This is a genomic window from Ruegeria sp. BC3 (assembly GCF_056539265.1).
The window spans coordinates 1-24,853 of the sequence record NZ_JBQFUP010000014.1 but is presented as its reverse complement, the minus strand read 5'-3'; the positions used below and the strand labels follow the sequence as shown (position 1 = coordinate 24,853).

At 57.4% G+C, this 24,853-nt stretch carries 21 protein-coding genes, 1 tRNA gene and 1 pseudogene; 12 read left to right on the top strand and 11 right to left on the bottom strand.

The window, feature by feature from the left end; genetic code table 11:
• Nucleotides 1-159: 159 nt before the first annotated feature.
• Together ACR0MV_RS21275 and ACR0MV_RS21270 are read right to left on the bottom strand one after the other, a co-directional pair.
• On the bottom strand, nucleotides 160-663 hold the full coding sequence (locus tag ACR0MV_RS21275) for a hypothetical protein (protein WP_170427253.1): 504 nt from the start codon (nucleotides 661-663) through the stop codon (nucleotides 160-162).
• Nucleotides 664-1,049: 386 nt separating this feature from the next.
• Nucleotides 1,050-2,000, bottom strand: coding sequence for a GlxA family transcriptional regulator (locus tag ACR0MV_RS21270; protein ID WP_170427254.1), 951 nt, complete (start codon nucleotides 1,998-2,000; stop codon nucleotides 1,050-1,052).
• A 134-nt stretch (nucleotides 2,001-2,134) separates the two neighbouring features.
• Between ACR0MV_RS21270 and ACR0MV_RS21265 the strand changes: the two genes are divergently transcribed.
• From ACR0MV_RS21265 to ACR0MV_RS21250, 4 genes are read left to right on the top strand one after another with little or no spacing between them, the layout of a single operon-like run.
• Nucleotides 2,135-2,845: a GntR family transcriptional regulator gene (locus ACR0MV_RS21265; protein WP_170427255.1), complete on the top strand. Its 711-nt coding sequence runs from the start codon at nucleotides 2,135-2,137 to the stop codon at nucleotides 2,843-2,845.
• A gap of 7 nt (nucleotides 2,846-2,852) precedes the next feature.
• Nucleotides 2,853-3,770: a dihydrodipicolinate synthase family protein gene (locus ACR0MV_RS21260; protein WP_480703686.1), complete on the top strand. Its 918-nt coding sequence runs from the start codon at nucleotides 2,853-2,855 to the stop codon at nucleotides 3,768-3,770.
• A gap of 3 nt (nucleotides 3,771-3,773) precedes the next feature.
• Complete coding sequence (locus tag ACR0MV_RS21255) at nucleotides 3,774-5,270, top strand: aldehyde dehydrogenase (RefSeq protein WP_170427257.1); 1,497 nt, start codon at nucleotides 3,774-3,776, stop codon at nucleotides 5,268-5,270.
• Nucleotides 5,267-6,607 (top strand): NAD(P)/FAD-dependent oxidoreductase, encoded by a 1,341-nt coding sequence (locus ACR0MV_RS21250; protein WP_480703684.1) that lies wholly within the window; start codon nucleotides 5,267-5,269, stop codon nucleotides 6,605-6,607. The genes ACR0MV_RS21255 and ACR0MV_RS21250 overlap by 4 nt, the downstream gene beginning before the upstream one ends.
• Nucleotides 6,608-6,616: 9 nt before the next feature.
• On the opposite strand, the gene ACR0MV_RS21245 is transcribed toward ACR0MV_RS21250, so the two are convergent.
• The 5 genes and pseudogenes from ACR0MV_RS21245 to ACR0MV_RS21225 all read right to left on the bottom strand — a co-directional run bounded on the left by ACR0MV_RS21245 (nucleotide 6,617) and on the right by ACR0MV_RS21225 (nucleotide 12,797).
• The gene (locus ACR0MV_RS21245; RefSeq protein ID WP_480703682.1) at nucleotides 6,617-7,351 is read right to left on the bottom strand and encodes an SDR family NAD(P)-dependent oxidoreductase; all 735 of its coding nucleotides are present in this window, start codon (nucleotides 7,349-7,351) and stop codon (nucleotides 6,617-6,619) included.
• Nucleotides 7,348-8,079: pseudogene (locus ACR0MV_RS21240) on the bottom strand (SDR family NAD(P)-dependent oxidoreductase). The gene ACR0MV_RS21245 and the pseudogene ACR0MV_RS21240 overlap by 4 nt, the downstream one beginning before the upstream one ends.
• A gap of 11 nt (nucleotides 8,080-8,090) precedes the next feature.
• Nucleotides 8,091-9,194, bottom strand: coding sequence for a mandelate racemase/muconate lactonizing enzyme family protein (locus ACR0MV_RS21235; protein ID WP_170468866.1), 1,104 nt, complete (start codon nucleotides 9,192-9,194; stop codon nucleotides 8,091-8,093).
• Between the two features lie 78 nt (nucleotides 9,195-9,272).
• The gene (locus ACR0MV_RS21230) at nucleotides 9,273-10,820 is read right to left on the bottom strand and encodes a trimethylamine methyltransferase family protein (protein ID WP_480703680.1); all 1,548 of its coding nucleotides are present in this window, start codon (nucleotides 10,818-10,820) and stop codon (nucleotides 9,273-9,275) included.
• Between the two features lie 153 nt (nucleotides 10,821-10,973).
• On the bottom strand, nucleotides 10,974-12,797 hold the full coding sequence (locus tag ACR0MV_RS21225; RefSeq protein ID WP_480703678.1) for a BCCT family transporter: 1,824 nt from the start codon (nucleotides 12,795-12,797) through the stop codon (nucleotides 10,974-10,976).
• Between the two features lie 559 nt (nucleotides 12,798-13,356).
• Between ACR0MV_RS21225 and ACR0MV_RS21220 the strand changes: the two genes are divergently transcribed.
• The 7 genes from ACR0MV_RS21220 (at nucleotide 13,357) to ACR0MV_RS21190 (ending at nucleotide 21,059) form a co-directional block, all read left to right on the top strand.
• The gene (locus ACR0MV_RS21220; protein WP_480703676.1) at nucleotides 13,357-14,262 is read left to right on the top strand and encodes a LysR substrate-binding domain-containing protein; all 906 of its coding nucleotides are present in this window, start codon (nucleotides 13,357-13,359) and stop codon (nucleotides 14,260-14,262) included.
• 99 nt (nucleotides 14,263-14,361) lie between these two features.
• Entirely contained in the window at nucleotides 14,362-15,516 is a 1,155-nt protein-coding gene (locus tag ACR0MV_RS21215; protein ID WP_480703674.1) for an aromatic ring-hydroxylating oxygenase subunit alpha, read from the top strand.
• A 60-nt stretch (nucleotides 15,517-15,576) separates the two neighbouring features.
• A complete protein-coding gene (locus ACR0MV_RS21210; RefSeq protein ID WP_170427266.1) occupies nucleotides 15,577-15,816 on the top strand; it encodes a hypothetical protein in 240 nt (79 codons plus the stop codon).
• Nucleotides 15,817-15,926: 110 nt separating this feature from the next.
• On the top strand, nucleotides 15,927-18,347 hold the full coding sequence (locus ACR0MV_RS21205; RefSeq protein ID WP_480703672.1) for a GcvT family protein: 2,421 nt from the start codon (nucleotides 15,927-15,929) through the stop codon (nucleotides 18,345-18,347).
• 102 nt (nucleotides 18,348-18,449) lie between these two features.
• Nucleotides 18,450-19,919 carry a flavin-containing monooxygenase gene (locus ACR0MV_RS21200; protein ID WP_480703670.1) on the top strand — a complete coding sequence of 490 codons (1,470 nt, stop codon included), beginning with the start codon at nucleotides 18,450-18,452 and terminating at the stop codon, nucleotides 19,917-19,919.
• A gap of 4 nt (nucleotides 19,920-19,923) precedes the next feature.
• On the top strand, nucleotides 19,924-20,928 hold the full coding sequence (locus tag ACR0MV_RS21195) for an alpha/beta fold hydrolase (protein ID WP_480703668.1): 1,005 nt from the start codon (nucleotides 19,924-19,926) through the stop codon (nucleotides 20,926-20,928).
• A 54-nt stretch (nucleotides 20,929-20,982) separates the two neighbouring features.
• Nucleotides 20,983-21,059: transfer RNA gene (locus ACR0MV_RS21190), tRNA-Met, on the top strand.
• Nucleotides 21,060-21,214: 155 nt separating this feature from the next.
• On the opposite strand, the gene ACR0MV_RS21185 is transcribed toward ACR0MV_RS21190, so the two are convergent.
• On the bottom strand, nucleotides 21,215-21,805 hold the full coding sequence (locus ACR0MV_RS21185) for a hypothetical protein (RefSeq protein WP_480703666.1): 591 nt from the start codon (nucleotides 21,803-21,805) through the stop codon (nucleotides 21,215-21,217).
• 171 nt (nucleotides 21,806-21,976) lie between these two features.
• On the opposite strand from ACR0MV_RS21185, the gene ACR0MV_RS21180 reads away from it, so the two are divergent.
• Nucleotides 21,977-22,405, top strand: a complete 429-nt coding sequence (locus tag ACR0MV_RS21180) for a hypothetical protein (protein ID WP_480703664.1) — start codon at nucleotides 21,977-21,979, stop codon at nucleotides 22,403-22,405.
• Nucleotides 22,406-22,450: 45 nt separating this feature from the next.
• Here ACR0MV_RS21180 and ACR0MV_RS21175 read toward each other — a convergent pair whose 3' ends face one another.
• From ACR0MV_RS21175 to ACR0MV_RS21165, 3 genes are read right to left on the bottom strand one after another with little or no spacing between them, the layout of a single operon-like run.
• Nucleotides 22,451-23,203, bottom strand: coding sequence for a nuclease-related domain-containing protein (locus ACR0MV_RS21175; protein ID WP_480703662.1), 753 nt, complete (start codon nucleotides 23,201-23,203; stop codon nucleotides 22,451-22,453).
• A 19-nt stretch (nucleotides 23,204-23,222) separates the two neighbouring features.
• Nucleotides 23,223-23,729, bottom strand: a complete 507-nt coding sequence (locus tag ACR0MV_RS21170; protein ID WP_480703660.1) for a hypothetical protein — start codon at nucleotides 23,727-23,729, stop codon at nucleotides 23,223-23,225.
• A gap of 33 nt (nucleotides 23,730-23,762) precedes the next feature.
• Nucleotides 23,763-24,431, bottom strand: a complete 669-nt coding sequence (locus tag ACR0MV_RS21165; RefSeq protein WP_480703658.1) for a hypothetical protein — start codon at nucleotides 24,429-24,431, stop codon at nucleotides 23,763-23,765.
• Nucleotides 24,432-24,853: the final 422 nt, after the last annotated feature.

Sequence of the window (24,853 nt, the reverse complement as noted above, 5' to 3'; positions counted from 1 at the left end):
AACCACACCCGACCGCATCAGGCCCTCAACATGCGCCCACCAGTCCCCGAAACTCTAGTCCGAAATGGCCCAGAACACGGGGGCTAGACAGGTACGACCATTACTGGTTCAATCCCCGGCTGCGTGGGACTGATCTTTGCTAGCTGTCGGCTCTGTGGATCAGTTTAGACGAACCGATGCCGACAACGCACCCGCAAGCGCATTTTTGATTTCCGCCGGAACCTCGCGACCTCGTTGCCGCAAAGTTGCGGCAGTCCAGCCAGCGGAATGCCCGCGGCAACCGATTTTGTTGGCCCGCGCTGCGGCAATCGTCGTCACGTCGTCCCGCACGAGCGTCATTGCTGCTTCCACCTCGGCTTCAGTAAGAGCCATTCGCACAGCGCTGAATACGTCGACCGAGGTCTGCAAGGTGTGGTGCTCCAAACGATTTGAGGCATCGCTCAGCAGGCGCGAGCAATAGGCCGACAAAAAATACCAGCGGAAAATTTGGAATACACGATGCTGAACTTCAGCCATCTCCGGCGAGTACCCAGCCTTTGAGGTCATTTCGGAAAAAGCGGACTTTGCTGCGCTGGAAGCATCACAAATCTGGCGTTCGCGGTTTGCGATCGCAACGGCACCGTTGGCGGGGCGGTGTTCAGATTTACCGTGTTCCAGATGCATTCTGTCCTCCATCGAAATCAGATGATGAAGATATGAGGTCTGATGCCTTGGCTTGAATGGGATTTTTCGCCAGATTTTCCCAATCCAAAAATTTTTGTGGCCAAATCAAAACTATGTCCAGACAAATTCACCTGTTAAGTTGGCCTGATTTGCACCTTTGGGTCAACAGTTGAAATGCGGCGAACATTAAGGTTTTAGCCAAATCGCACACATATCTGACACGATCTCGTAAAACTTATGCCAACTTCGGCATCTATGAATACTCAATCCTGCTATCCAGTTTACCAGTACAGTTTTAACGAGGGGGTACGAAGCAGGACCAGGGGGTGAGCGCCTGCCCGGCCAGGCTCGCCTTACGGCAGAGACGCTCCCCCCGCTTTGATTTCTTAGTCTATTTTGTTTTTTTGCGCGTGCGGCGTCACACCGAAACTCGACCTGTAAACGCGTGAAAAATGCCCCGGGTTTTCGAATCCGCAGGCCATGGCGACCTCGGTCACCGAGGCTTCGGTTTGCAGCAGCAGTTTTTGCGCACGCTCAAGCCGCAATTCCATGAAATACTTCTTTGGTGAGGTGTTGAGGTACTTGCCAAACAACCGTTCCAACTGCCGTGTCGAGATTCCAAGTTCTTCGGCAATCTGCGACGGTGACACGGGCGCTTCGATACAATCCTGCATGATGTGGATCGCCTTGGCGAGATGCGCATTACGCATACCGTTGCGCGATTGCAGAGACACCCGCTGTTTGGCAGTGGCATTGCGCACCGCGTTGTAAACCATCTGATCGGCCACTGCGACGGACAGTTCCTCGCCGTGATCTTTTTCAATCAGATGCAGCATCAGGTCTGCTGTCGCCGTCCCACCCGAAGCGGTGATATGCTTTTCATCCGCCACAAAAACGCTGCGGACCAAATTCACCTCGGGAAACGCCTCCATAAATGCGTCGTGATATTCCCAGTGAATGGCGGCCTGCATTCCGTCCAGGAAGCCCGCTTCGGCCAAAAGCCACGCGCCCGAACATAGTGCCCCGATAGCGGTTCCACGCGCCCGTTCGCGGCGCAGGGTCGCAAGTAACGGGCGCGAGACATGGTTGCGCATATGGATACCCGACAGCACGAACAGTTGGTCGGTTTTAGGCAGTGCGTCCAACCCGTGATGCACCAACGTCACCGATCCATTCGAACACACAGCCTGTTCGCCATGCTCGGACACAAACGACCATGCATAGAGGTCCTCGCCGCTGACAAGGTTAGCGATCCGCAACGGTTCGACCGCGCAGGAAAAGGCGAGGTGCGAGAATTCCTCGATCAGAATGAAAGTGATGTGGCGGGGCTGGCGCATGGACGTCCGATTCAGATTGGCGTGGTCGACGGCCCATGCTGCACGATTTTTTTCTGTATACAAGTTGTATTTTTATAGAATACAGAGAGTGCACGAAGTGACGATCGCGATTCGCGCAGCCGTTGGAGGAACGGATGAAAGACGACGCAAAATCTCGGAAAGCTGAGCTGACAGAGCACCTGAAGGTCTCGATCCTGACCCTGCGCCTGCAGCCCGGAACGGATCTGGACGAGGCACATCTGTCCGACGCCTTCGGCCTGTCCCGCACCCCGCTGCGAGAGGTTTTCCGGCAATTGGCCGGTGAGGGGTATTTGGACCTGCGCACCAACCGCAGCGCCCGGGTGTCGGAAATGTCCTATACGACGCTGCGCGACTTCTTTCTGGCCGCACCGATGGTTTACGGCGCGATCCTGCGGCTGGCGGCGCAAAACGCGACCCGACCGCAGATTGACGCCCTGAAAGAGGCGCAGCAGGCCTTCAAGGCTGCCTTGCGATCCGGGTCTGCCGAGGATCGTGCCCTTGCAAACAACCGCTTTCACGATGTGACCGGAGAGATGTCGGGCAATGTCTATCTGCTGCCGTCCTTCAACCGGCTGCTGATTGACCATGCTCGGATCGGGATGACTTTCTACCGGCCCCAAACAGCGAAAATGACCGAAAACCTGTCCGAGGCAAGCAACCAGCATGACGCCATCATCGCCGCCATCGAGGCGGGCGATGAGGCGGCTGCTGCGCGGCTGGCCGAAGACCACTGGAACCTGTCTCGCGATCAGATTGAGCTGTTCGTGATGCCTGATGCGCTGGATGTCCCGATGGGCATACCGCCCCTTTCGAAACCTGCATGAGGACGGAATGAACCCGATTTTCAAGTTTGAGGGGATCTATACCCCTGTGGTCACGCCCTATCACGAGGATGGCAGCGTGAACTGGGACGCCTTGTCCAGCGTTATCGAATACCTGATCGAAAACGGCGTGCATGGCCTGATCTCGGGTGGATCAACCGGCGAGAACTATGCCCAGACGGTGGAAGAGCGGCTGGAACTGGCGAAATTCACGCATCAGCAATTGAAAGGCCGCCTGCCTTTGGTCGTTGGCACGGGCGCGATGCTGACCCCGGACTCGATTGCGCTGGCAGCGGGTGCGCGTGAGATCGGTGCCGATGCGATCCTGCTCGCCAGCCCGCCTTACTCTGTTCCAACCGACCGTGAAAACGCCCTGAACGCGCTGGCCATCGACAAGGCCGCCGATCTGCCGGTGATGCTGTACAATTATCCGCACCGTACCGGCACGATGATGGGCGAAGAGTTTCTGGACCGCGTCGGTCGCAGCCGGAACTTCTGCGGCATCAAGGAAAGCTCGGGTGATATCAACCGGGTGCATCTGCTGGCCCGCGACTATCCGCATATCCAACTGGGCTGCGGCATGGACGATCAGGCGCTGGAGTTCTTTGCCTGGGGCGCACCATTCTGGGTGTGCGGCGGGTCGAACTTCCTGCCTGCGGAGCATGTGGCGCTGTATCAGGCCTGCGTGATCGAAGGTAATTTCGCCAAAGGCCGCCGGATCATGTCCGCGATGATGCCCCTGATGCGGGTTCTGGAACAGGGTGGCAAGTTCATCCAGACCATCAAACATGGCGTGACCATGAACGGCATCGACGCAGGTGCCATGCGGCCTCCGTTGAAAGGCCTGAACAAGGACGACAAGCGCGCATTGGAACAGGTGACGCGTGTGTTGAAGAAAACAATCGCTGATATTGTGGCGGAGGGCTGAGCAATGGAATTGCTGACACAAGACGAATACAAATCCATCGCCGCAGGGCTGACCCTGCCCACAAGCGCCTTCATCGATGGTGCATACCGCCCGGCGATCTCTGGCAACACGTTCGAGACAGTGAACCCCGCAACTGGCGAAAAACTGGCTGACATCGCGGCCTGCGGCGCTGCAGATGTGGACTTTGCCGTCGAAAAGGCGCGCGAGGCGTTCGACGATGGCCGTTGGTCGAAATTGCATCCGTCTGACCGCAAGGACGTGCTGATCCGGCTGTGCAAGCTGATGACCCGCAACGCCCGCGAACTGGCGGTGATGGAAAGCATCGACAGCGGCAAGACCATCTTCGACTGCGAAACCGTGGACGTGCCCGAGACGATCCACTGCCTGAAATGGCACGCCGAGGCGATCGATAAAATCTATGATCAGGTCTCACCCGCCAGCGACGATCACATCGCTATGGTCGTGCGCGAACCGATTGGTGTTGTCGGGCTTGTTCTGCCGTGGAACTTCCCCCTGCTGATGCTGGCCTGGAAGATCGGGCCTGCGCTGGCGGCGGGCTGTTCGGTTGTTGTGAAACCTGCCGCAGAAACCACACTGACCGCCCTGCGCCTGGCTGAACTGGCGATGGAGGCCGGTCTGCCGCGCGGTGTGCTGAACATCGTCCCCGGCGGCGGGGCCGAGGTGGGCGAACCAATCGGACGGCACATGGATATCGACATGGTGTCCTTTACCGGCTCGACCGTCACCGGCAAACGGTTCCTGACCTATTCCGCCGAAAGCAACGCCAAAGAGGTCGTGCTTGAGATGGGCGGCAAAAACCCCGCCATCGTCATGGACGACGCCGAGAACCTCGACCGCGTGGCCGCGCATATCGTCAACGGAGCGTTCTGGAACATGGGCGAGAACTGCTCGGCCTCGTCCCGTCTGATCGTGCATAAGGATGTGAAGGCAGAATTGCTGGAGCGGATCGCCCATCACGCCAAGCAGTGGAATATCGGCGACCCGCTGGACCCGGAGACCCGCATGGGCGCGTTGGTAAGCGAAGGCCACTACAACAAGGTCTGCGGCTATCTGGATCAGGCCGAAAACGTGGTGATCGGCGGAGAAGCTGACAAAGGCTTTGTCGAGGCCACTGTAGTCGAAGTGCCCGGTAACGACTCGACTTTGGCGCGGGAAGAGATCTTCGGACCAGTCCTGTCGGTGATCGAAGTTTCTGGCTTTGACGAAGCCATCAAGATCGCCAATGACACCGAGTATGGCCTCTGCGCTTCGATCTTCACCGCCAACGCGAAACGCGCCATTCGCGGCGCGCGGGCGATCCGGGCGGGCACGGTGACGGTCAACAGCTTTGGCGAAGGCGACATCACGACCCCGTTTGGCGGCTACAAACAGTCGGGATTTGGGGGTCGGGACAACTCTGTCCACGCGCATGATCAGTACACCCAGCTGAAGACCATCTGGATCGATCTGGCCGATGACGCGGATGAGGCGGTCGATTGACGGCCTACACCGCAAAACGGCTACCAAGGCAAACAGGGCCGGCAGGATGGAACGCCATTCTGCCGCCTCAGACCCCACTGCCACAGTTGGACCGAAACATCTCGGCCGATATCACCATCGTCGGCGGAGGGTTTGCAGGCCTGACTGCCGCGCGGCGGCTGCACCAGCTTGATCCGACGCTGAAGGTCGTTCTGTTGGAGGCCGGGCGTTTTGCCGATGGCTCTGCCGGGCGCAATTCGGGCTTCATGATCGACCTGCCGCATGATCTGGCATCCGACAATTATGCAGGCGATGGGCTGGAGGCGGACCGGGCAACCATTGCGTTGAACCGGCGTGCCATTGGGTTCGCAACAGAGGTCGCGCAGGACTGCGACCTGCCGCAGGAAATGTTCGACCCTTGCGGGAAATTCAATGCCGCCGCCACGCGGGCCGGGGATCGGCACAACCAGGAATTCGCCGCCCATCTGGAAAGGCTGGGCGAGCCCTGTACGCTTTACGACCGCCAACAGATGCAAGAGATCACAGGCAGCCCGCATTACACATCCGGCCTTTTTGCGCCCGGCACGTTAATGATCCAACCCGCCGGATATATTCGGGCCTTGTCCTCTGATCTTTCAACACAGGTCGATCTGTTCGAAAACTCACCTGTTACTGGGTTCGAAAAACAAGGTGCGGGATGGCTGGTTAAAACACCCGAAGCGCAGGTTTCAACGGGTCGGATTGTTCTGGCCAATAACGGTCATCTAGAAAGCTTTGGCTTCTATGAACGCAGGCTGATGCACATCTGCCTTTATGCGTCGATCACCGAGCGTTTGACACCGGAACAGATCAAGACGCTGGGCGGCCAACCCCGTTGGTCCGTCACGCCCGCTGATCCGATGGGCACCTCGGTCCGGCGCGTCTCGGGCAGTTACGGCGACCGGATCCTGATCCGCACATGCTCGACCTTTCACCCGACGATTGAGACCAGCCCCATGCGCCTGCGCAATGCCGGCTGGGTGCATGACCGCAAGTTCCGGGAACGGTTTCCACATTTGCCTGACGTCAAGATGGAGCACCGCTGGGCTGGGATGCTTTGCCTCAGCCGAAACGGATCGGCGGCGTTTGGTGAGCTGGATACCGGCGTGTACTCGGCCTGTTGCCAGAACGGTCTGGGCATCGCTCGTGGCACGTTGCAGGGTATGGGGGTAGCAGAACTTGTCGCGCAAGGCGGCTCGGATATCGCCGATCATTTCCTGGCCCAGCCCATGCCCCCGCGCCTTCCGCCAGAGCCCTTCGCCTCACTGGGTGCAAACAGCTATCTGATTTGGAAAGAGTGGCGATCGGGGAAGGAGTGAACCTGCCCGTCAGGGAAGGCTGAGCTTGCTCATGCGCCCCCCATCCACAGTATAGACCTGACCGGTGACAAAGCTGGCCTCGTCCGATGCCAGGAAAGCGACTATGGCGGCGACCTCTGCGGGACGACCAGTCCGGGCCAAGGGATGAATGCGGCCAATGTCTCGGCGAAAAGCGTCGGGGTCTGGCTGCGTTTCAATGAAATCCATGTTCAGTTCTGTGTCGATCCAGCCGGGTGCTACGGCGTTGCATCGGATTCCTTCAGCGCCATGATCCACAGCCACGGCGCGCGTCAGTCCATGCAAGCCCGCCTTGCTCGCGCAATAGGCGGCGTGGCCGGGATTGCTGCCCAGCCCTTCGATAGAACCGATATTGACGATGCTGCCCAGTGTTTCCCGCAGATGAGGCAATGCCGCTTGGATCAGCAGAAAAGGCGCCGTCAGGTTGACCGACAGATTGCGGTGCCAATCATCAAGCGACATCTCTTCGACCGGCGCCTCTTGCATCATACCCGCATTGTTGACCAGGACATCCAGACGCCCTGCCCGGTCGATGACTTGCGCGATCACGTCTGCCGGGCTGTTCGGATCGCTGAAATCTGCCTCGATCCCCTCGAACTCGGGATCTTTTCCACGCTGCGCGGTGAACACCCACGCGCCGTCCTGCCGCAACCGTTCGGCAATGGCCTGACCAATGCCGCTGCGCCCTCCGGTGACCAGGGCGGTCTTGCCTTCAAATCGGGTCATGATACCGGCTTGCCTCCGTTCACTTCGACCAACGCACCGCACATATAGCGCGCGGCGTCCGAGGCCAGAAACAGGATCACGTCGGCAATGTCCTCGGGCTCGGCGATGCGGCCCAGCGGGACGGTTTGCCCCAGCTCGGCCACAGCGCTGTCCGGGTCGAAACCGCGTTTGGCAAAGCCCGAGCGCAGCATCGGGGTGTTCACCTAATTCGGGCAGACCGCGTTGATCCGGACACCCTGATGGGCGTGGTCCATGCCCATGCATTGGATCAGCGAGGCTATGGCCGCTTTGGTCATGCAATAGACCGCATGGTTCGGACCGGGACGCAGCCCCCAGCAGGATGCAGTGTTCACGATCGCACCACCGCCATTTGCGGCCATGATCGGGATCGCAGCGCGACAGACCCGAAACTGCGCTTCGACGTTGACGCCAAGCGACAAAGACCAATCCTGATCCGAGGTCTCGGTGACCGCACCACGCGTGATTACGCCTGCGTTGTTGACCACGATGTCCAGCCCGCCCAGCGCGTCCGCAGCCTTCTGCGGTAGAGTATCAGCGTAAGTCGGGTCCAGCAGATCACCGGGCAAATGCGCCTCGGCCTCAATCCCCTCGACCGTGCGATCAGCAATAGCAACCCGGGCCCCTGCGGCGCGTAGGCGCTGGACCAGAGAGGCTCCGATCCCGCCAGCAGCCCCGGTGACCAATGCAGTTTTTCCTTCGAATTCCATAAGCTGCTCCCTCAGAACGATGCCACAGGCGCGCCGAAGCGGGTCTCGTCCGGCACAACGCCCAGACCCGGACCGGTTGGCACGTTGATATGCCCAGCCTCGATGCGGATTCCGTTTTCGGGATCATAGTGGCCGTCGATGTAGGGTGCGGCCAGCCACACACCTTCCAACAGTTCAGGCCGCACGGTCGCGCCGATATGCGTGCAAGCCGCTGCGATGATGTCACCGCCCCAGCTGTCATCACAGGTATGGGGCAGATTGCGCGCTTCGCACACGTCGCGGAAGGCGCGCATGGGCTGTAGGCCTCCGATCCGGGTGACTTTCATGCCGAACCCGTCCACCAGACCGGTGCCCGCCGCCGTTATGACCGTGTTCAGGCTGGTACTGTTTTCATCCATGTAGATCGGATGGCTCACCTGTGGGCGGATTTTCTGCAGGTCTTCGATCGTGTTACAGGGTTGCTCCATTACGAAAGGAATATCCGGGCATTCCCGGCTGACGCGCAAGGCATCGCGGGTTGTCCAGCCTCGGTTCCCATCCACGGCCAGGCGCATACCGGACCCGCCGATTGCCTCCCAGACCTTTCGGATGGTTTCGATGTCCAGCTCGACCGGCCGGCCCCCGACCTTGATTTGCAGGCGCGGATAACCCTCGGCCAACTTGTCCACCGCCAGACGCGCGATGTCGTCCGGTGCGCCCACACCGGTCGCATAGTAAGACGGCACTTTGTCCACCGCAGCGCCGCCAAGCAGGTCCGACACGCTGACCCCAAATTGTTTACCAAGCAAATCATGCGCGGCGATGTCGATGGCCGCTTTGGCATAGTTGTGGCCGTTCAGCAGGCTGTCCATCTGACGGTGCAGACCAAGCACAGAGACTTCGGCGCCGACCAAACCTTCGGCCATCAATGCCAACGCGGCGCGGGCTCCGGTTGCATGCGCCTCGGCATAAGTTGGGCCGACCGGGCAGGTCTCGCCCCAACCGATCAGGCCATTGTCGGCAACCAGTTTGACCAGCGTGGTATCCAGCGCCCAGACCTCGGCGTTGGCCATCGTGTAGGGCCCGTTTTTGACTGGCAGATCGTGGCTATAGATGTGAATTTCGGCGATTTTCACTGTTTGATTTCCGTGGCGTTCTTGAAAGGAAAAAACCCGCCCTATGGTCCGGGCGGGTGAGTTTCGGGGAAAATTAGCCTAGTAGCTTTGGTTCAGCTCATCAGCCGCAGGGATTTCTCGTTCGCGCCGGGCGATGTAGTCCAACAAGGCTTCATTTTTGGCCTCATCAAGCTTGGGTTCTTGATACTCGGCCAACAACGTACGGGCGCGGTTGAGCGCGCGTTCGGTGATTTCGACGCTGCCCTCAGCCTGCCATTGCTCGATCGAGTTGTTGTCGAACAGTTCCGGCATGAAAAAGGCGCTTTGGAAGTTGTCCTGCGTATGCGGGTGGCCAAGGTAATGTCCGCCGGGGCCAACATCGGGGACCGCCGCGATGGCCTGGTCGAAATCGTGCCACTTGGGGCCTTCAGCCATGCGGTAGGCCATCGCGCATTGTTCGGCATCGACGGTGAACTTGGCGACAGAGCAGTGCATCCCGGCCTCGTTCCAGCCCGCGCTATGCCAAATGTAGTTAGCCCCTGCATGAACAACCGCCTGCAACGTGGTCGCGGACTCATAGCCGGCCTGCGCATCAAACGTCTTGGCCCCGCCCAGCGTGTTCGAGGTGCGCCACGGCACATCGTAGTGCCGCGCCATCTGGCCGATCATGAAGTTCATCAGGCTGATCTCGGGCGTACCCGCCATCGGCGCACCAGACTTCATGGAAACGGTAGACAAGTAGTGACCGTAGATCGCAGGCGCACCCTTGCGGATCACCTGCGTATAGGCCAGCGCGCTCAGCGCCTCGGCATTCAGCTGGGCGACGGTGGCCGGAACGGATGCGGGCGTGTTCGCGCCGCCCAACACAAAGGGCGAGCACAGAACAGGCTGCTTGCGACGACAGAAGGCGCGCATTGCGCCCAACATGGTTTCGTCCCACACCAGCGGCGAGTTGCCGTTGCAGTTGCCTGTGGTGACCGGGTGATCCTCAAGGAACTCCTCCCCAAACAGGATCGCGCACATCTCCATCACATCCTCGGCGTTCTTGGGGCTGGTGGTCATCCCCATGAACGTCTTGTCCGAATGCTTCATCGAGGAATACGTGATCCGCAGGTGTCGCTGGCTGATCGGGTGATCGTAGGGCTCGACAATATGATGCGCCGAGCTGTGCAACGCGGGCATCATGTGGCTCAGCTTGTGGAACATCGCCAGATCGTCCAGCGTTGGGTTGCGGCGGACGTCGTCCAGATCGCGCAGGAACGGCGCGCCGGTCATCGGCACAAAGATCGAGTGCTTCCCACCCAGCCGCACGTTCTTTTTCGGATCCCGCGCGTGATACGTGAAATCGCTTGGAATAGTGGCGATCAGTTCGCGCACGAGTCCACGATCTAGGTAAACCAACTCACCTTCGACTTTGGCACCGGCCTTCTTCCAGTCTTCCAGGGCGATGGGGTCGCGGAACTGAACGCCGACATTCTCAAGAATATCCATCGAAGCATTATCAATGCGTTCAATCTGGCTGCCGTCCATCACCTCACACAGAGGGATACCGCGTGTCAGGCCAGGCAGCATTTCAAAGTTCGGGGCGGTACGCATAGCTCTGCGGGCAGAGCGTCCGCCAGCGCGTGTCGTGGTGCGAATGTTCACGGGGCAATCCTCCAATCTTGCACTCAGACTGACGGATTCGGCGGCGGCTCACCTCACTGATTGCGATGTCTGCTTGCAGGAAGCGACACCGTCCCGGAACGAAAAACGCCGCCCCGGTCGGGGCGGCGCATTAGCTTTTTTGGAACTCAGACCTTATTCAGCCGCCTGAGTTTCGGCAGAATGCTTGTCCCGCAGGCTGTCGCGGTAAAGCGCCTTGGCCAGCGACACGCACATCAGACCCATCACCATGGTAAAGGGCAGCGCGCCGATGATCATCGCATTGCGAAGTGCGTCCATCGGGTTGTTGTCACCTGCCGCCAAGATCAGCGCGCCGATCACGGCGGTGAGGATCACGCCCCAGATGATGCGGTGCTTGATACCGGTTTCCTGGCTGCCACCGGACATGATGGTGTTCATCACCAGAATGCCCGAGTCCGCCGAGGTGACCAGGAAGGTCATGATCAGGATCACGCACATGATGTTCAGCATGGACAGAAGTCCGCCATCGATCATGTAGGACAGTGTCGTGAACAGCTTGTTGGTGTTCGATGCACCGATGATCGCGCCTTCGGCTGCACCTGCCAGTTCCAGATCAATTGCGGTTCCGCCCAGGATGGTCATCCAGGCAAAGCACACCAGTGCCGGAGCGAATACACAGCCCAGAATGAACTCACGCACCGAACGCCCTTTGGAGATACGCGCCAGGAACAGACCCACGAACGGCGAGAAGGCGATCCACCAGGCCCAGTAGAACGTGGTCCAACCTGCCTGCCATCCGAACTGACGACCCTGCTCACCGGCAGCATAAGCTGCTGTCAGGGTTGCCTCGTCCAGTTGCGCTGCCGCGCCTTCCAAACCGCTCTTGAAGCCGTCAAAGCTGCCCCAGGCGTTGGTTGCTCCGCCCATCAGAGCGTCGGCATGCGCCTGCGCCTCAGCGGGCAATGCTGCCGCAAACGCCTCGGCCGAAAGCGGACCGTAGGCATTAAAGCTCAGCGACAGGAAGTGCAGGATGTAGTCCACCATCGCCGTGCCGTATGTGGTCATTGCAAAGACGAACGAACCAAAGACCACGAAGGTGCCCAGCAGGATGATCGACAGAACCAGGTTCAGGTTCGACAGGTATTTCACTCCGCGGCCAACACCCGACACAGCCGAGATGATCGACAGGCCCATGATGACGACCAGACCGGTGATCAGGCCCACTTTGCTCGGGGTCGGAACTTCGCCACCCAGATCCATGACCCAACCCATGCCGGTGATCGCGTAGACACCGTCGATGAACTGGCTGACGCCGTAACCGATGGTTACCGACACACCGAGGATCGTTGCGACAACACCCAGAACGTCAACCACGTGACCCAGGAACCCGTTCATCAGGCGACCAAACAACGGGGTCAGGGCCGAACGAATAGTCAGTGGCATACCGCGCGTGTAGGCGTAGTAGGCCAGCGAAAGGCCGGTTACGACATAGATTGCCCACGCATGGAAGCCGTAGTGCAGGAAGGTAAAGCGATACCCCGACTGCAAGGCTTCAGGCGTGTTGCCTTCGACTGCGCCGGAAACGACCACGGGGTTTGACCCCCACAGACCCAGCGGCTCGGCCGTGGCAAAGACCATCAGACCAACGCCCAGACCGGCGCCAAACATCATCGAAAACCACGAGAAGTTCGAGAATTCAGGTTTTTCACCCGGTGTTCCCATAATCCGGCGACCAGTAGCCGGAAGGATGGCGACAATGGCCAGGAAAAAGAAAAACGCGCCGACAATGATGATGTAGAAGCTGTTGAAGATTTCCAGCAACTTTCCGTTCAGTGTGCCCAGCGTGCTGGTGGCGTTGGCCGGAAAGACCAGTGCCCAAAGTACAAGGGCCACCATGATGCCCTTACTGATTAGGGCGATTGGGACGCTGTAGTTTTCATAGAAACCGGCATCGGCCGTTTCTATTTCAACGTCCGTAAAAGGTTCGGGTATCGACATATTTCTCCTCCGTGGTGTCGCGTTCTTATTATAGTTGTCTCGGTGTCCATGCAGTCCGCCCATTGATCCAGGAGCAGACGGTCAATCCATCGCCAAAGGCCCAAAAATCTGCATTCCAATTGCTTCTGAGTTGCGCCCATGTTGTCGCGCAAGGCGATGGTTCGCCCCATTCTGAGTTGCAGTGAATTCAACACAAGCAAGTTTCAGGCTATGCGTAGTCAAACCAACCGGGGATACGTTCCGCGCCTCCATCACTTTCCCTTTCGGCCTGTCCCGGCGGTCAGTTGGTGCGTCGATTTTGGCAGAACCACCTTGCGGCGTCGGGCGTTTTCACCCAGAAACCCTGCTAAACGCAATAATTGTTGGTCAAAATGACTATAGTGACGGGCGGGACTAAATTCGGCCAGAACCGACGTATTGACGAAAAATACGACATTGGCGGCAAACGTGAACCAAAAAAACACCAAATCTCGTGACCAACTCTGGCTTTCACCTTCAAAAAAATTAAAACTAAGTTGACCAAAACTAAACTAAAGCCGACAACAACTGACCTGCTGAAATGTCCAGACGTCACTATAACCTGCCGCCGCTCACAACCTTGTCTGCATTTGAGGCCGCGGCTCGCCACCTCAGCTTCAAAAACGCTGCCGTAGAATTGTCCGTCACACCGGGTGCAGTCAGCCACCAGATCAAAGCACTTGAAGGCGATCTGGACACGCCCCTGTTTCAACGCAAGCATCGCGGCGTCGACCTGACCGAGGACGGCAAAGCGCTGTACGAGGCATTGTCTACGTCCTTTGGCCGCATCTCAAAGACGCTCAGCATGATCCGCGACCGGTCCACGGCGGGAAAGGTAACAGTGGGCTCGACCACAGCGGTGGCGGCGCTGTGGCTCTCACCGGCCGTCATTCGGTTCTGGCGCGAGATGCCCGAGGTTAATGTCGACCAGCTATCGCAGGATCGGCCTTTCCGGGATCGCCCGGACGTCGACTTTTTCATTCGCTATGGCAGGGATAGCGATCCCAACCTATCGCACACGCCATTGTTTCGAGATCACCTGGTCCCGGTCGGCAGTCCGGAACTGGCCGACAGGCTAGCGGATGCCGATTTGGAGGACCTGACGCGTGAGCGGTTGATCCACCTAGATTCCGAAGACCGCAGTTGGACGACCTGGCCGGACTGGTTCCAGCAGCTTGGGTATAACGGCACGGTTCCGATTGAATCCCGCGTAAACAGCTACTCGGTTGCGTTGCAGCTTGCCCGCAAAGGCGCAGGTCTGGCGTTGGGATGGCAACGGTTGATCCAACCGATGCTGCAATCGGGCAAACTGGTTCCAATCGGCTCTCACCAACTGGCAGCGCCAAACCAGTTCTATCTGGTGGGCCGCCCCGATGACGAACTGTCGGACAGCGCCCGCGCCCTGAAAGATTGGATCATTCAGGAGGTTCAAGAAGGTTCGGTTTAGGTGAGATCACCCACTGATGAGCTTTTCTGGTATTGAGGCAATAAGATACGATCCGTCAAAAGGAACAGGACGCATCCAGCAAAACCTCAGGAGAGCCCGATGAACAAGCATAGCGCGCTGTCTTCCGTTCTGGCCGATGTAAACGTCGCGAACGGTCTGCCTAATGAACACTATATCGACCCGGCTGTTTTCGACGAGGAAAAACGCTCTGTGCTTTATGCCAACTGGTCCGGGATCGGGTTTGGCAAAGACGTCCCGGAAGAAGGTGATGCAAAACCGGTCGATTTTCTGGGAATGCCCCTGCTGATCGTTCGTGACAAGGATGGCGAGGTCGGAGTTTTCCAGAACACCTGCCGTCACCGCGGGATGATTCTGGTGGACACGCCGCGCAAGATCGGCGGCGCGATCCGCTGCCCCTATCACAGCTGGTGCTACAGCCTGAAAGGTGAACTGCGTGCAACCCCGCATGTGGGCGGTCCGGGTCAGAACAAGCACGAAGACGTCAAACGTGAGGATCTGGGCCTCGTGCGCGTGCGCTCATATGTCTGGCGCGACGTGATCTTTGTGAATGTCGACGGCAGCGCGCCCGAGTTCGAAGAGGTCCACGGTGCCTTGCTGGAACGCTGGGAAGAATTCGAACAACCCGTCTTTCATGGCGGTGAGACGTCTTCATTCAAGCTTGAGGTCAAAACCAACTGGAAACTGGCGGTCGAAAACTACTGTGAAAGCTATCACCTGCCTTGGGTGCATCCCGGCCTGAACAGCTATTCCCGGCTGGAAGATCACTACAACATCGAAGCGCGGGGCCACTACTCTGGTCAGGGCACGCTGGTTTATCGCCAACTGACGGATCAGGACGGCGCGACCTTTCCGGATTTTGACGGGCTCAGCGACAAATGGAATGAAGGCGCGGAATACATTGCGGTTTACCCGAACGTTCTGCTGGGTGTTCAGCGGGACCATGCCTTTGCAATTGTGTTGGAACCCGTCGATCAGGAAAACACTGTCGAACACATTGAGCTCTACTACGCGAAAAGCGTGGAAGACACGCCGCAGCACGACGGGCTGCGCGCGTCAAACGCTCAGCTGTGGAAGACGGTGTTCGAAGAAGACGTCTTTGTCGTTGAAGGCATGCAAAAGGGTCGGCACGGGATGTTGTTTGACGGCGGGCGGTTCTCGCCCGCAATGGACGGACCGACGCATAACTTCCACCACTGGGTCGCGACGCAGATCGAAAACGGCCGCGTGGAGTAACCCTTTTGGATCGGCCTGCTATGTTATGGCAGGCCGAATTCCCGGTGCAAGTGGACGCCCATGAACAAACAGGAACTGGATCGCCTTTTGCTGGACGCGCATGATCGAAACGATCCTGCCGATCTGATCCGTTTTTACACTATGGCCGCGGATGAGCGTGAAGCGGCGCAGGATATCGACGCGGCCTGCTTCTACCTGACCCATGCCTTTGTTTTCGCACTGGAATCCGGAGCGCCAGAGGCGGACATGCTGAACCAACGACTGGTCGCGTATGGTCGGGCGCATAAGCTGGAATTCTGAGATTAGCCTCGGATTAAAACCGCTCAACCCAACATGAAATTTATGTCCGTTGTCGGTGACGCCGCGATAGGGGCACATGACCGCGGGACCAACTTTGATACGGCAGGCTCATGAAAACGAATGCACAGGCAGTGGTGATTGGCGGCGGGGTGATCGGGTGTTCGATCCTCTATCATTTGACCAAACTGGGATGGTCGGATGTGGTGCTGCTGGAACGGGATGAGCTGACGTCAGGCTCGACCTGGCATGCGGCAGCGAACATCCACGGGCTGCATGACAGCACCAATATCAGCCGCATCCAGCACTATACGATGAACTTGTACAAAGAGCTTGAGGCCGAGACCGGCCAAAGCTGCGGCGTGTTCCAGCCCGGATCGCTGTACCTAGCGCAGACCGAAGAGCGTGAGCATCAGCTGAAGCTGCAAGCCGCCAAGGCCAAGCTCTATGGCATGAATTTCTATGAGATCAGCATCGAAGAGGCGCAGCGCCTGAACCCGCTGGTCAATTATGACGGCATCCGCTGTGTGATGTACGAACCCGATGGCGGCAACGTGGACCCTTCGGGTGTGACCAATGCCTACGCGGTCGGCGCGCGGCAACGCGGGGCCGAGATCTATCGGTTCACCCCAGTCACCGCGACGGACCAGCAAGAGGACGGCACCTGGATCGTGCGGACCCCCAAAGGCGACATCCGCACCCCTTGGGTTGTGAACGCCGCTGGCCTGTGGGGCCGCGAGGTGGCCAAGCTGGCCGGCATCGAATTGCCCCTGCAGCCGACCGAGCACCAGTATTTTGTGACTGAAACCATGGCCGATGTCGAAGCACACGGCACCCGCCTGCCCTCGGTCAGTGATCGCGATGGCGAGTACTACTTGCGTCAGGAAGGCCAAGGACTGCTGGTTGGAGCCTATGAAAAAGACATGAAGTTCTGGGCCGAAGACGGCACACCTCTGGACTTTGCACATGATCTGTTCCCCGACGATCTGGAACGGATCGAAGAGAATATGATGAACGCCATCGAACGCCTGCCCGCCGTGGGTGAGGCGGGGATCAAGCGCGTTATCAACGGCCCGATGATCTGGTCACCGGACAGCAACGTTCTGATGGGCCCGGTGCCCGAGGTCGACGGGTACTTCTGCTGCAACGGTATCATCCCCGGCTTTTCACAATCCGGCGGCATGGGCCTGATGGCAGCGCAGTGGATCATCGAAGGTGAGACACAGTACGACATGTTCGCGTGGGACATGGCCCGCTTCGACAACTGGGCGACCAAGGAATTCACCATGGCCCGCGTGCAGGACCAATATGCCCACCGGTTCGCCATCCACTTCCCAAACGAAGAACGCAGCGCAGGACGCCCCGCGCGGACGCGCCCGATTTATCAGATGCAGGCCGCGATGGGCGCCGTATTCGGCCTGAACGCGGGATGGGAGCACCCTTTGTGGTTCGCAGACACACCGGGCGCCACCGATACCAATGGCTTTACGCGCCAGAATTGGTGGGGACCGGTTGGTGACGAATGCCGCATGCTGCGGGAACGAGCGGGTATCATCGATATCTCAAACTTCGCGAAATACGTCTGCAAGGGTCCGCTGGCCGAAGAATGGCTAAACGCCGTGTTTGCCAACACCATGCCCAAGGCGGTTGGGCGATCTTGTCTAACGCCTCTGATCTCGAAACGCGGAGGCATCGCCGGCGACTTCACCGTGACCCGTGTGGCCGAAGACGAATTCTGGATCATCGGCTCGGGCATGGCCGAGCGTTATCACAAGCGGTTCTTCAAACAGGTTCCCCTGCTCGAAGGCACGACGTTTGAAAGCCGAACCGAAGCAGTGTGCGGGTTCAACATCGCTGGCCCCAAATCGCGCGAAATCCTGCAGCGCCTGACCAACACCTCGCTCGCCACCGAAGATTTCCCATTCATGCGTTCGGCCAAAATCGAACTCGCCGGGATCGAGGTGCTGGCCCTGCGGGTCTCGTTCACGGGCGATCTGGGCTGGGAGGTTCATTGCGCGACCGAGGATCAGGCGCGCCTGAATGACGCTTTGTTACAAGCAGGTCGCGAGTTTGGTGCCGGTCCGGTGGGCAGCCGGGCGCTGATGTCCCTGCGCGTTGAAAAAGGCTATGGTTCGTGGAGCCGCGAATACAGCCCGGAATACTGGCCGCATGAGGTTGGGTTGGATCGCTTGTGCAAGTTCGGCAAGGATTTCCTCAACAAAGAAGCCGCCGAAGCGGTCTTGGCCAACCCTGCCCGCGAACAGCTTGTCCTTTTGCATCTGGACGAAGGCGATACCGCTGCTTCAAACGCTGACGCAACTGGTGGCGAGCCGATCTTCAAAGATGGTCAGGGGATCGGTCGTGTAACCTCGGGCGCTTATGGCTATTCGGTCGGCATGTCGCTGGCGCTTGGCTACGTGGCCGGGGCCAAACCCGGCGACACAGTCGAAGTGATGGTTCTTGGACGGCCACACAAAGCGACCATCCTGCACGAACCACCCTTTGATCCCAAAGGGGAAATCCTGCGCGGCTGATAGAACCGTGAACAGCACCTGACCCTACGGGAGGCTGTTCACACCACCCTCTGCACCTATAGTCTGCCCCATGCTAACGGTCGATTTGGGAGGGACGGGCGCATGGAGCATCATACTGACATGCTGATTGTCGGCGCGGGCTTTTCCGGGCTGACGATGGCAATCGAGGCGTGCAAACGCGGCATCCGCGACATCGCGATCCTCGAAAAGGCCGACGACATCGGCGGGACATGGCGCGAAAACACCTATCCCGGCGTCGCCTGCGACATCCCCTCGCACCTCTATTCGATGGCCACGCATCTGAACCCGGATTGGAGCCGCGCCTATGCCGGAGGCGCGGAGATTCAGTCCTATCTGCAAAAGATCTGTCGCGACGAAGGCCTCTATGACCTCTGCCATTTTGGCCAGAAACTGAAATCCGCCCGCTGGGATGGTGAACGTTGGCAAGTCGTCACCGAAGATGGGCAAAGCTGGTCTGCGCGATTTCTGGTCTCGGCCATAGGGGCCCTGCATGTGCCCAGTATTCCGAACATTCCGGGTGCTGACAGCTTTCCGGGGTCGCGCTTTCACTCTGCCGAGTGGGACCACTCGGTTTCATTGTCGGGGAAACGGGTCGCCGTCGTCGGGACTGGCGCATCCGCGGTCCAGTTTGTGCCGGAGATCGCCAAAACCGCCGCCCATGTCACTGTCTTTCAGCGAAGTGCCCCCTATGTCCTGCCCCGGCCCGATGGCCCCATCGCGCCCTGGCTGCGCCGCCTCTATCATCGCATCCCGCTGCTGCCCCGGATACGCCGCAAACTGATCTACATGACATTCGAATTCCGCCATCGCGTTTTCCGAGGCGAGCCAAGGATGGTGCGTTTTGCCATGAAGATGTGGCGGCGTTCGCTGGAAAACGCGATCGCTGACCCGGAATTGCGCGCACAACTGACTCCAGACTACCAGATCGGCTGCAAACGCATCCTCAGCTCGAACGACTGGTATCCAGCGTTGGCGCGGGACAACGTTTCTTTGATCCCACAGGGCGTGGCATCGATTGAAGGCGATGAGGTTATCCTAGCCGATGGTACCCGCACGCAGGCAGATGTTCTGGTCTGGGGCACAGGCTTTCACGTCACCGACGTTATCGACAACCTAGACATCACAGGATCAAACGACCTGACTCTGAGGCAGGCATGGTCGGAAGGGATGCAGGCGCATCTGGGCACCGCCATTGCGGGTTTTCCAAATTTTTTCATCTTGCTTGGGCCGCATACCGGGCTTGGCCATAACTCGGTCGTTCTGATGATCGAGGCGCAGGTGCGCCATATCGGCCAGGTTCTGGATCAGATGCGGCGAGACGGGGTGCAGGCCATAACGCCAAGGCCAGAGAAACAGGCTGCGTTCGAACAGGAAATGAAGGACCGACACCTGAACAGTGTATGGCAGGTAGGCGGGTGCACGTCGTGGTATCAGGACGCGCAAGGACGAAACACGACGCTTTGGCCCGGTACCGTTTCCGAGTATGAAAAGCGTATGGCGCAATCCGGGTTGGAGCACTATCTTCCGGTCCCACCTTCAGGCGGAGCTTGATGAAATGACCGCTTTCCTCGTTATCGTCCTGCTGATTGCCGGATTCTTTGTCGGCATGAACCTGTGGACCCGACGACTGACCCGACAGGGGTTGGATCGTGTCCCACAACTTGGCCAGATTGTCCCCGTTCAGGGCGGCAGCATCCACTATGTCGAAAAAGGAGATCCGTCCAAGCAGTCCATCGTCATGATCCACGGGCTCGCGGGACAGTTGCAGCATTTCACCTATGCCATTATGGACCTATTGGCCGACGACTACCACGTGATCGCGGTTGATCGGCCCGGATGCGGCTATTCCACACGCAATACCGCCGATTTGGGTCAACTGCCCGAGCAAGCGAGCATGATTCAGGAGTTTTTGGATACCAAAGGCATTACAAATGCCGTTCTGGTCGGCCATTCGCTTGGCGGGGCCGTATCCTTGGCCATGGCGCTGGATCACCCCGAGAAGACAAGGGCGCTCGCCCTGCTGGCACCGCTGACCCAAAAGCTGCCAGAGACCCCTCAAGTATTCAAACCGCTGGAAATCCGCACCGAGTGGCTGCGTGGCTTTATTGGAAACACGATTGCCGTGCCAATTTCAGCCAAAACCGCCCCGCATGCACTGAGCGCTGTGTTTGACCCGGAACAACCGCCCGAAGATTTTCTGGATCGCGCAGGCGGAGCCTTGGGCCTGCGCCCTTCGGCCTTCATTACGGCATCTCAGGATGTTGTCGGGGTGGACGCCAGCATTGCCGCACAGGTTGCCCGCTATGGCGACCTCTCGGTGCCCGGGGGTATCCTGTATGGTGCGCAGGACGCGATCCTATCACCCTCGGCCAATGGTGACCCGATGACCCGGTTCGGATTGAGCAACGAAAAGATCGAGGGCTTGGGACATATGATCCCCATCACCGCACCTGACGCGTGCGCCGCCTTCATTCGCAGAATGGCCGAGCACGCGGGAACCACCCCCAATTCCGCGACCAAGACGGTCTTAGCGAAGGATGAAAATAATCCTGCTTTGTAGTTGTTTTCCCCCTTGACCCTCTCGGGCCCCTCGCTTAAATCGCCTCTCACTCATGGCGGAGTAGCTCAGTTGGTTAGAGCAGCGGAATCATAATCCGCGTGTCGGGGGTTCAAGTCCCTCCTCCGCTACCAAAATCCCACATGAAACGCCTTAAAACAAAGGGCCTTTCAAAGTTGACCGGGCCTGAGCCCCATATAGACCCCCACATATTCCGCGTATGAATGGTAATCAAGGTTCGTGTATGAGGCAGCGCGGCAATCTTCCTCAGAGTTTTGGGCTGATGCTGCTAAGTTTGGAATTCGACGTATTCAACGTTCGAGGTCATATGCCCACCTAATGCTACAGCCTCTTTGAACTTCACTAAGTCGGTCTCAGACAACGCCAGTGTGGCACCCACCAGTGTTTTCCCCTTTTTTTCATCGACCAATGCCGGACACAGCATATTACCCGATTGACACTCAGAGGCAGCCTTAGACACTCTCGTTAGCAAATCTCTCATCTCATCCATTTTTTCAGGTTGAAGATCGGTGCTTTGAGAGTGGAGCAATTCACCTAATCGCTCAGCATGAGTTCGCAGTTCGCTGGAAACTGGCACGTACTCAGAAACAAATTGAAAACCATTCGCGAAGACGTTTGTTATTCTCTGGATTTTCTCGAGGCCGAAAACGCGCCTTAGTTCACGGGACTGTTTCCCAATTTTCCATCGGGCCGGGAGAGATTTTCGATACTCTTTTTGTGCTTCCAGATAGTCTTGTTGCCGTCTTTCCACGAAGCATCGCAGCTCATAGGCAGCATAGAACAAATTTCGCGGATCCTCTTGTTCGAGGCAATCTTTAGCTCTCTCCAAATACGCTTCAGAACTGCAACTGTAGTTCATAAAATTCCTCAACAACTCAAGCCAATTTAGCTGCCATCGTCGGCACTCCAAACTTCGTGTCAACTGGTGCTTTATTCTATGTAGAGGGAAGGTTCTGCTTTCACGAGGAATGAGACTAAATTTTGGGTAAGACGGCAGTTCTTCTAATGGAAACACAGCAAAGGAACAAAGGTGCATTTCGGATATCTTATCGAACCGGGCAAGGCGCAACCCGCAGCGATCTTCTTGGAGGAATTCGTCAACGATGTGCGCGGCAACCTTAGCAAGCCGCTGGACTGGCAGAGGAGCGTCGAAGTTGGCCAGCACGTGATTTACGTGGACGTGGAGGCTGGTGCGCTCACAGGGCGACATGAAGACACCGATGTGGTGACTGTGACCCATGACTGCGTACTGGCCACCGGCGAGGTGCTGGAGCCCTATTATGGCGGCTTTGTGCGAGTGGCCTTTGATGATGGAACCGATGACCTAATCCCTGCTGTAACGATCTTGGGAATTGTGCCTGAGGGGATGCCTACGGATCACGAGAAGGCGCAGGCCGAGGTGAAGAACAATCCTGACTGGATCATTGTGGATCATTGCCTTTGCTGGAAGCCTTCTTAGAGCACCGTACAGGGCGTATCTAACGGCTGGCGACAATTCACTGATCTAGTTGAGTTGACGTGTGCCCTTGCACTTTGGGTAACGCGTGCAACCCAAAAACTGCTCGCCGGTTCGGCGGTTTTGCCTCTCCACCATACGACTGCGACAACGCGGGCAGGCGTTTTCCATCACTGTCAGCTTTTTCTTTACGTGCTTTGTGTGTTTGAAGTGAGTACTTACACCTGGCTTGAGGCGCTTGCTTTCCAGCAGTTGGGCAAGATCATCCAATTCACTGCGACTGAACACCTCGATTGTTCTGAAGCATATCAACGCGATTATGGGACGGACGCCGCTAACAACATTCGCTGGCATGGCAGTCTTGAAACTGCTGCTTCCCACGAACGCCACGATACCGTGTATCTTGAATTCACTGATATTTAGAGAACCCTGAACCGCCTTTATGTGGGCATGGTTTTGGCGAAGCGGATTTTGCATGCGCCATTTTCGACCGTAAATTACTTGGGTCCACTGAGCTTGGTCGGCACTTCCAAATATCCAACCCTTCAGATTTTTTGTCTCGATTACGAAAACCCCAAAACGAGACAAGACCAGATGATCGATCTGCGTCGTTCCGGAACGTATTGGCAATGTGACGTTGTTGAATACGCGGTATTCGTTAGCATCCAAGTTGTTCTTCAGTGCTGACTTGACCTGAAGTTCTCCAAACCAGCCCTTGAACCTAGCTGAGGTAAGGAGCCAGTAGACAAGAACCAATGCTAGCGGCCATAGGTTCAACCACTCTGTTTGAGAAGCTTGCATTTGCTCATCCTGTCATCGCTCATTGGTCATCGATGACACCTCGCTCCACCCAGACCGGAAGTGTCTGTTTTATGTAATCCAACGTGTAAGTATTGAAGTTCTTTCCAGTCCATATTGAGAAGGGTTGGGCGGTAAGACCTACAGGGTTCACGATTGCGAAGTCTTCTCTTTTGGGATTTATCATCGTGGCAAAAAATGTGGTGTTCACGTATCCAACGCAAAGACCACTGTTCAATCGTTCGCCAACCACATTTATCCAAAGAAAAATACCATCTTCACTTAAAACGGGACTTGCTTCTTCATCGCCAACAATTGGCTCCTCGACAACATTGAACCCAAGTAGCCTCATTTGGTCTTCCGCGTATGTCTGTACCTCGCCAATGTTGGTCCAGCATCCATTCTTTGCACTATCGGTTATTTGGACCCAAGCGATGTCGTAGTCCTCTGGTGCGTACCAAGTTTCGTCTGAAGACGCGGGGCCAGCAATCAACAATGCTAAAGCACTTAATGTAAGTATTTCTTTCATTCGTTCGATCCATTTTTCGTGGGCACTTGGCCGCTATTGCTCCGGTTGTGGTTGCTCCGGAAAATAGTAGTACCAAACGGCTTCAAACTTGTTCCCCCAAAAATCCAGCATTCGTTCCGCGCGTCCACTCAAGTCCAACTCCGGAAGGTCAGCGATAACCGCGCTCGCCTTTTCCCAAGCGTTATCCGGCGCGGCAAGCATACCGGCCCAGATTTCTTGAGTGGTTGGCAGGTCCTCTGCGTTAGGGATCAGTTCCGTGCAGTCAAATTCGGCCATTGCTTTCTTTTGAGCTGCTACTGGATCGCCATCTGTATCGATTGCAGCCTCCAACCCTTTCATGTCTTTGGCAGTCTCGCAGGCGTCACTGACTTCCATGGCTAAACCGCCTGCGATCACCGCGACACCGACAAAGGGGATCGCTTCACCAAGAGCTGATGCACTGTTTCTCGCCGCACCGCGTGCCATTCTACCAGACACACGCTTTGAAGTCCGCTGAACGACTTTCTTGGCTGCTTTCCTGTTCGCCATCTTTTCTCCGGCCTCTCTTGCGGCAACGGTCGAAAGCCCAATAGCGGACGCTGCTCCAGAGACCGCAGTGTACACTCCACTGATTGTAACGGTTGCAATGTTGAGAGTTAGTGAGAGAACAAATAGCAATGCCAGAACACTCTTGGTCCCGATCTTAAAAACGCGAATGATCATCTACTGGTTCCCGAGCGGCTTCAAATTTGGGTTTGATAGGTTTAGCGCATCAAAGATGATGTGGTGAACTGGATCAGGTGATACATGTGATTTTTTGCCAATAATGTTCTTGTGTTAGACAAAGTCGAACCACCTCGACGTGACGATGTTTTCTTAAGATTGGAGCCATAAATGACGCAACCGATCACCGACTTTACTTTCAATGACATACTGGAGCGCAGGGGTGTTGATCTTTCGGTGTGCCGTCTGGCTCGGCACGATTGGCGCGGCTTACAAGCTTGGAGGCATTCTCGAGTTAGGTTTGAACATTTTGTCAGCTATCAAACCGCAGGTGTCTGACGTCAGCACCAATGGGACAGTTTAAGTAGATTTGATAAGAGAGGGTTTCTGGCTCATCGTAACCGCCAAGGAGTGGAGATGAG